Raw genomic sequence first — 5705 nt, 5'->3', positions numbered from 1 at the left:
GAAAGGAAGAAGTTACTGTCCGCAAAACGATAAGCAATTATATCAATATGCCTTAGACTTGTATTTTAGAGGAAATATAGAGGAATCAAGAAAAGCTTTTACAGAATTTCTTAAGAAATATCCTGATTCTGACCTTTATGGAAATGCAATTTTCTGGGCAGGTCAAACTTTTTATGCAGAAAAGAAATACAAAGATGCTATAGATATTTGGGAAATATTCTTAAAAAAATGTGATGAAGGAAAGATTAAAAAATGTATTAAATATCCCGATACAATGTTAAAGCTGGGATACGCTTACATTGAACTTGGAAATGTAGAAAAAGGAAAACAGTATTTGCAAGATTTAATAAAGAAATATCCAGATTCAGAGCCAGCTTCTTTTGCAAAGAAAAAGCTTGAGGTTCTAAATTGATAGAAAATCTGTTTAAGATACCTGAACATGTTGCTATCATCATGGATGGAAACGGTAGATGGGCTAAAATGAGAGGTCTGGACAGAGTTTATGGTCATAGAGAGGGTGTTAAGACTGTTGAGAGAACAATAAAATTCGCAAAAAAGGTAGGCATAAAATACATTACTTTATTTGCATTTTCAACAGAAAACTGGCAAAGACCCATAGAAGAAGTTAATGCAATAATGCAATTGCTTGTAGAATATATACATGAAAAACTACCGTTTTTGAAAGAAAATGATATAAAGCTTTTATTTATGGGAAGAAAAGAGGGTTTATGGGATAGTGTTTTAGAAGCTATGAAAAAAGCTGAAGATGAAACCAAGAACTGTAGTAGCCTTATTGTTATAATAGGACTAAATTACAGCGGAAAGGCTGAGATTGTTGACGCTGTAAATAAAATACTTAAAAGTAATGTTGAAAAGATAGATGAAGAAAGTTTTAGAAATTATCTATACCTTCCAGAAATTCCAGACCCGGACTTGTTAATCAGAACAAGCGGAGAGAAAAGAATATCTAATTTTATACTATGGCAGCTTGCCTACACTGAGCTTTACTTTACAGATGTTTTATGGCCGGATTTTGATGAAGAGGAGTTTTTGAAAGCTCTTTATGATTATCAAAGCAGAGATAGGCGTTTTGGAAGAGTATGAAAGAATTCATTAAAAATTTATTAATCACCTTTGGAGTTATTCTTTTATTCTTTTTACCATTTCATCTTATAAAGCCATCAAATTCAAAGAACGAATATCCAATAAAAACCTTAGATATAAGGAACCTTGAACCTACCATTGGCGTTGAAGGTGGAGAGTTGAAAAGGTCTTTGTCTGCAGATGCTAAAACATTAAATCCGGTAATGGCACAAGAGACAAGCTCAACGGCAATAATAGGATTACTGTTTAACGGTCTTACCAAAACAAACGTTAAAACACTGCTGCCGGAGCCAGATTTAGCAGAAAAGTGGGAAGTAAACAAAGACGGTACTGTATGGATTTTCCATCTAAGAGATGCAAAATGGTTTGATGGAAAGCCTGTCTCTGCCGATGACGTAGTCTTTACATACAATCAAATTTACTACAATCCAAACATTCCATCTTCAGCTAAGGATGTTTTGACAGTTGAAGGCAAGCCTTTTAAAGTTGAAAAAGTAGATGATAAAACAGTTAAATTTACACTTCCAAAGCCTTTTGCTGTTTTCTTAAATGCAGTTTCACAGCCAATTTTACCAAAGCATGTATTAGAAAAATCAGTCAAAGAAGGAAAATTTCCATCTACTTGGACGGTTAACACAGACCCAAAACAAATAATCGGGACAGGTCCATATAGGCTTGTAAAATACGTTCAAGGTCAATATGTAATATATGAAAGAAACCCTTATTACTGGGAAAAAGACGAAAAAGGTCAAGAACTACCATATATAGTATCTATAAAATCACAGATAATAAAAGACCCTGACGTTTCTTTAGTTAAATTTTTGTCGGGAGAGTCTGATATATACGGCGTAAGGGCTACCGATTTATCTAAGCTTCTAGAAAATGCAAAAAAAGGAGATTATACAATCTACAACCTTGGGGCTACACCTTCTACGTTGTTTTTATTTTTTAATCAAAATCCAAAAGCACCGATTGAAAAATACAAATTAAAATGGTTTCAAAACACAAAATTTAGACAAGCTATTTCTTATGCAGTTGATAGAGAAGGAATAAAAAATATAGTTTACAATGGACTTGCAACACCAATTTACACAGCAGTAACTCCGGCAAATAAAAGACTTTATGATGAAAATTACTATCCAAAATACCCGTACAATCTTCAAAAAGCAAAAGAAATTTTATTGTCTATCGGGTTTAAAGAAGGGAAGGACGGATATTTGTACGATAGTGAAGGTCATAAGCTAAGCTTTACGCTTATAACAAATGCTGGGAATAAAGAAAGAGAAGCAATTGGAAATATTTTAAAAGAAGATTTAAGAAAGATAGGGATTGAAGTAAACTTTCAAGGACTTGATTTTAATAACTTAGTCTCAAAACTAATGTCAAGCTATGATTATGAAGCTGTAATCATTGTGTTAACCGGAAGTATGGACCCATATTTTAGCCAAAACGTATGGCTTTCGTCTGGTCATATGCATATGTGGAATCCAAAACAACAAAAGCCGGCTACTGATTGGGAAGCTGAAGTAGATAGACTTTTTAATCTTGCCGCTGTAGAACTTGACCAAAATAAAAGAGATGAGCTTTACAAACAAGCATTTAAAATCATCGGAGAACAACAGCCTATGATTTTTATAGTTGCACCGCAGGAAATGGTAGCAGTGAGGAATAAGCTAAAAAATGTTTTTCCTACTGTTTGGGGTTGGTATAAAGATGAGTATGTTTATATTAAAGAGTGAGAAGGTGAGTAAGTGAGAGTTGAAAGGAAAGAGATTTTTCACCGACTGCAGAATGACACTATTTGATCTTTTTTGTTCATCCAGCAGCGAAGTGAAGGATCTTATTTTTTAATGTTTTTTGAAAAGAAAGAAAAATATGAGGTTCTTCGCACGGCTTCAGAATGACATCCAAGGTTGCTTTTTTTAATACTTATCATTCAACCTTTATCCGTCATCCTGAGGCCGTAAGGCCGAAGGATCTCTTTTTTGATTTTTTGATTTTGAAAAGAAAAAACATTAGATTCTTCGCTTTGCTCAGAATGACAGTGTGGATTTTTAGAACAGTCTCGATGTTTTTACTAAACTTTTTTACTTAACTGATATATAATATATGTTAAATGTTAAAATTTTAAAAAACTTTTTTGTAAAGAGGGGACTTGCCTTGGTTAATAAAGAAAAGTTCATGGAGATTTCTTACGTAATTTTTAACAAATTCTACTATACACTACTATCTAACAACGATACTTCAAAATACTTTACTTCTTTTGAAATTCTTAATAATCTGATAAAAAGACAAAGTGAAGTGCTTTATAATGTTTTTGAACTTATTGAAAAATCTGACTATAAAAAAGCTTTTGATATACTATATGAAGTTGCAAAAATGCACCATAAACTTGGTATAGATAAAACAGCTTTATTTAGTTCAATAGACTTATACATTTACTTACTTGAAGAGTATAAGGAGGAATTAAAAATCTCTAAGACCATGATAGATAATCTAAAGGATCTTTTACAAGCAACAACGGCAAAGGTTTATATAGAAAATACTTTACAGGATATATATAAATTTCTTAAAAGTTTAGATTATAAAATTGCCTTTGAAGTAGCAGAAAAAGTAGAATTATTGCAGAAAGCTGTAGAATCTTTTTATAGGGACCATAAAGTAGGCGTTTATTTAGAATCACACACAATCTGCAGTGTTGCTAAGATGCTAAGAAGTTTAGCATTTGATGTAATGTGCTATGGTAAAGAAGATAAAAAGCGAGAAATGCTTATGACACACAAATTAATTCACGATAATATGAATGACGTTTTATCATCGTTAGAGTCAAAGGACTTTTTAAAAGCTGTATCTTATACACGAGATTTCATTAACAACATCACTAAATTTCTGTATGATTATGAAAAGATTTATACTGACTGGAATAATCATAAAGATGATATAATCGCAAAAATTCTCACTGATAAACATCAAAAAGACAAATATGGAGTAATTCTTATACATAGATTTAGAGAAGCTAAATTCGACGAAAAAGTATCTAAAGAAATTGAAAATTTGTTATCCAAGTTCTTAGAAGATAACGTTTTCTATGTATGGATAGATGATTATAAAGAATTGATACTATTTATGGACAAAAGAGATTCAAATTTCCAAAATTTACTAAATAGAATATTGGAAGAGTTAGAAGATTTGGCACAAAAAATACCCAATACATATTTATTTACAGGGGGATCTATCTTTGCAATTATTAAAATAGATCCAGAATTTTTTGCTGACTACGGGGCTGAGGAATTAAAAGAAGCTATTAATGCAATTACAGATCAACTTCTAACAGGATCAAAAAATGATTCTAAATTAATTATTGTAAAGGATTTGCGCGAAGATTTTGAGGAACTGCTAAAAATTGCCAGAGAAAATTTAAAAATTAAGAAATTAGTAATTGAAAAAGTTTTAAATAAAGATATAGATATATTTGTCCAGTGGATCTATGACCTAAACTTAAATAAAAAGTATGTTGAAATCCTGGTAAGAGTAAAAGGCAAAAATAATGAATATATTCCTGCTTATAAATTTATCAAAGTATTAGAAAAAGAAAAAATGATGGACAAGTTAGACGAAGCCATGTTTATAAAGCTTGCTGAAAATATAGATAAAATCAAGAAGCTTACAAATAAAATATCGGTAAACATATATCCAGATTCTTTAAATTCAGATATAGTCATTGATGCTTTAAAAAAGCTGGCAGATGTATGTAATAAAAATGGAGTTGAGCTTAATATAGAAATTACAGAGTACGCTATCGTTACAAATAGAGAAATTTTTGAGTATATTAAAGACTCAAAAGTTTATCTTGTCATTGATGACTTTGGAGCTGGTTACACTAATTTTGAGTTGATAGGAAGTTTAAAAGAAAAAGATCTTGTTAAAGCATTAAAAATAGATGGTTCAATAGTTAAGAGATTGATAGAATCAAAGCTTTATGAAAATATAGCAACGACTATATCTCAATTCGCAAAAGCAACTGAACTGGATTTAGTCTATGAATTTGTAGATAATGAAGAAATCATAAACAAAATAAAAGAAATCTCTGAAGAAACTAAAATGCCTTACGATAGAGTATATTTGCAAGGATTTTATCTACACAAACCATCACCGCTTGAAGAGGAGTTAAAAGTTAAATAAGTGATGAGAGTTTCCAAAAATCCGCATCGCCATTCTGCAGTCGGCGAAGAATCTCCTGATTTTCTTTAGGATGACAAAACCGCCTAATGCTGTCATTCTGAGCGTCAGCGAAGAATCTCCTCCTTTATCCCTCTACAGTGTCATTCTATAGCCACGCGAAGAACCTCCTGTTTTTCCTTTCAAAAAAATCAAAAGAGGAGATCCTTCGGACTAAAGTCCTCAGGATGACAAAGAACTTCCAAATGCTGTCATTCTGAGCGTCAGCGAAGAATCTCCGCCTTTTTGTCTTCTTCCATATTAAAAAACATCAAAATAAGAGATCTTTCAGACTTACGTCCTTAGGATGACAGCCAAAAGTAAAATTATATCTAAACGTACACCCTACGACATTAAAAAATTTAAGAACAGCCCCCTTACTT

General features: G+C 31.7%; 4 protein-coding genes. All 4 read left to right on the top strand.

Features of this window, described 5'->3' with window-relative positions; genetic code table 11:
* A partial coding sequence (gene ybgF / locus SULYE_RS05160; protein WP_007547205.1) for a tol-pal system protein YbgF occupies positions 1–412 on the top strand: 412 nt, incomplete at its 5' end.
* Complete coding sequence (locus tag SULYE_RS05155) at positions 409–1104, top strand: isoprenyl transferase (RefSeq protein WP_007547203.1); 696 nt, start codon at positions 409–411, stop codon at positions 1102–1104. The genes ybgF and SULYE_RS05155, both read left to right, overlap by 4 nt.
* Positions 1101–2843: an ABC transporter substrate-binding protein gene (locus tag SULYE_RS05150; RefSeq protein ID WP_007547201.1), complete on the top strand. Its 1743-nt coding sequence runs from the start codon at positions 1101–1103 to the stop codon at positions 2841–2843. Before SULYE_RS05155 ends, SULYE_RS05150 begins: the two co-directional genes overlap by 4 nt.
* Positions 2844–3264: 421 nt before the next feature.
* Positions 3265–5286: an EAL domain-containing protein gene (locus SULYE_RS05145; protein ID WP_198001798.1), complete on the top strand. Its 2022-nt coding sequence runs from the start codon at positions 3265–3267 to the stop codon at positions 5284–5286.
* Positions 5287–5705 lie beyond the last annotated feature (419 nt).

Source organism: Sulfurihydrogenibium yellowstonense SS-5 (genome assembly GCF_000173615.1).
GTDB lineage: Bacteria > Aquificota > Aquificia > Aquificales > Hydrogenothermaceae > Sulfurihydrogenibium > Sulfurihydrogenibium yellowstonense.
Note: the sequence above shows the minus strand (reverse complement) of the source record. Positions and strands in the feature narration are given on the sequence as shown.